Below are 2644 nucleotides of genomic sequence, written 5' to 3'. Positions count from 1 at the left end.
GTTCTCTATTCCAGATCAGTAACTTACGCTACGTCCGCCAACCCCATCCCATCCCCCCGGTGAATAAGACGGGCTAAGCCGTTCGCTCGTCCCCTTTGACCAGAACAGCAGCGTGACGGTTGTAGTCGAAATGAGTGAATCGAGCTGGCTGGTGGCGGGACAGGTTCCCGGTCTCGAACGCCAACCACTGAAGAAGCTGGAACCGGATCCTATTGCTCTACTGCGCCTGGTCGAACGTTGGCGCGACGAAGCGGTCAAGATCGGCAAGACGATCGAGCGAGTTGCGCTGGCCTTCGAGGCCGGGCGCGACGGGTTCTGGCTGGCGCGTTGGCTGCAGGCGCGCGGCATTGAGGTGCACGTCATTCATTCGACCAGCGTCGCAGTGTCGCGCGAACATCGCCGGGCGAAGACCAACCGGCTGGACACGGCAATGCTGATGCGCGTCTTCCTGGGCTGGCTGCGCGGTGAGCGCGGGCATTGCGGGATGGTCGCGATCCCGACGCTTGAGGAGGAGGACGCCAGGCGTCCGAGCCGTGAGCGGGAAAGTCTGGTGGGCGAGCGCACGCGGATCGTCAACCGCATGAAGGCGATCCTCGCGTGGCTCGGGGTCCGCGGCTTCAACCCCATTGCGCAAGGCGACGGAGCGCCTTGACGCGCTGCGGACACCGGACGGCCAGCCGGTGCCACCGAACACGGTTGACGAGCTCCGGCGCGATATGGCCCGGCTCGCCATGATCCGCGAGCAGATCAAAGCGATCGAGGAAGCACGCCTCGCGCGTCTGGAACAGGCGCCGCCGACGGGGCCGCATGCGATGGTGCGTCTTATCGCCAGCGTCATCGGCATCGGCGTCGAGACCGCCGACATGCTGGTTCAAGAGGTGCTCTCCCGCAACCTGCGCGACCGACGGGCGGTGGCCCGCTATGCAGGTCTTACTGGCGCGCCTGACGAGAGTGGCTCCAAGCGGCGGGAGAAGGGCCTAGCGAAGGGAGGTAACGCCCGCGTGCGCCGCGGTCTGATCCAGCTCGCCTGGCGCTTCCTGCGGTTCCAGAACGACAGCGCGCTCGCCCAATGGTACCGGGCGCGAACGGAGGGCCCCGCCGGTGCGCGCAAGACGACGATGATCGTGGCACTCGCCCGTAAGCTGCTCATCGCGTTGTGGCGCATGGCCACGATCGGCGAAATCCCGATCGGCGTCACGCTGCGGCAGCAACCGGCCTGAGCAGAAAGGTCCTGCAAGGAAACCAAACAAGCATTCGACGTCCGGTCGCATTTTCCTGACTAGCCGTCGATGATCCGAGGTGGCGGTGACCCGACAAGTCCCTTGGCTTCTATGCCGTTCAGAGAATGGGCCCGCCGCCTCGGAGCTTTGCCGCCGAAGCGAATGGTTGCTTCATGGTCGGGATCCAACATGGATCCCACCGAATACAAGGTCGCGGCGCACGTGTTGCGCGCGATGGCGGGCTCCCCTCGGATCCTCTCAACTTAGGACGGCCTATCGCAGGTCGATACCGCCTCGATATGTGGCCGGTCGATATCGACCTGCGATAGGCCGTCAGATCGACCGGTTGAAACGAAAGAAGAAGTGGAAACTGCGATGGCTTGACAAACAAATCCCCATACAAGGGACTTGACGATCAAAGGCCCATTACAGAAGCATTACAGTTGCATATTTGCTTTGAGCTCAGTTCATTCGAACACTCCTTTCTTCTCCGCGCCACAACGGCGCACGCCCTCCGGGTCACGATCCCTGCCGTGAGCGGCATACCGATCCATCGCTCTCCCTAGTGTCGTGATTCGGAAGTTTCTATGCACCGGCGGGCTTGGCATCGAGAGTGCGGCGGCAGAAGCGTTCGATGGATGCGAGGATGTCGTCTGCGGATTTGGTCCAGCGTAACGGCTTTGGATTGGCGTTGTGCGCGTCAATGAAACTCTCGATGTCCTTGATCAGAGCCTTTCCAGAGTTGTGGGCACCGCGTTTGATCTTCTTTTCGGTCAACAGGGCGAAGAAACGCTCTACCTGATTGAGCCAGGAAGATGATGTCGGCGTAAAGTGCATATGCCAGCGCGGCCGTTTGGCGAACCAGTCCCGGATCAGCTTGGTTTTGTGGCTTGAGGCGTTGTCCATAACGACATGGATGTCGAGTTCAGCGGGAACGTTATGTTCGATCTCGTCGAGAAAGGCGCGAAACTCGCTCGAACGGTGGCGGGGCTTGCATCTGCCAATGACTTCGCCGGGCCTGACCGCCGTCTGGGCGGTGACAGCGGCGATGAAGGCGGCAAACAAGGTCGTCGTGCCGTGGCGTTCGTAATCATGGGTACGTCGTTCGATTTGACCTGGGCGCATCGGTAGCAACGGCTGCGTGCGGTCGAGAGCCTGGATCTGGCTTTTTTCGTCGACACAGATCACCAAGGCCTTGTCAGGCGGGTCCAGATAAAGGCCGACGATGTCGCGCACCTTCTCGATGAACTGGGGATCGCTGGACAGTTTGAAGGTCTCAGAACGATGTGGTTGCAGCGAAAAGGCGCGCCAGATGCGATGCACCGAAGAGGTAGAAATGCCCGTGGGGGGACATTGCGTAATTGATTTAGTCACCCTCCTTCTTGGCACGGGGTCGTATTGTACGCCTCAAAGGAGGAGGATGA

The 2644-nt window shown here is 61.0% G+C and carries 2 protein-coding genes and 1 pseudogene; 2 read left to right on the top strand and 1 reads right to left on the bottom strand.

The annotated features are described in order from the left end of the window. Positions 1–112 precede the first annotated feature (112 nt). The gene (locus L3X40_RS21565) at positions 113–652 is read left to right on the top strand and encodes an IS110 family transposase (RefSeq protein ID WP_237367381.1); all 540 of its coding nucleotides are present in this window, start codon (positions 113–115) and stop codon (positions 650–652) included. Beyond that, positions 627–1220, top strand: a complete 594-nt coding sequence (locus L3X40_RS21560) for a transposase (protein ID WP_237367379.1) — start codon at positions 627–629, stop codon at positions 1218–1220. The genes L3X40_RS21565 and L3X40_RS21560 overlap by 26 nt, the downstream gene beginning before the upstream one ends. 585 nt (positions 1221–1805) lie before the next feature. On the opposite strand, the pseudogene L3X40_RS21555 reads toward L3X40_RS21560, so the two are convergent. After that, positions 1806–2564, bottom strand: a pseudogene (locus L3X40_RS21555) (IS630 family transposase); the annotation flags it as partial. Between the last annotated feature and the right edge of the window lie 80 nt (positions 2565–2644).

Source organism: Rhizorhapis sp. SPR117 (assembly GCF_021742065.1).
Note: the sequence above shows the minus strand (reverse complement) of the source record. Positions and strands in the feature narration are given on the sequence as shown.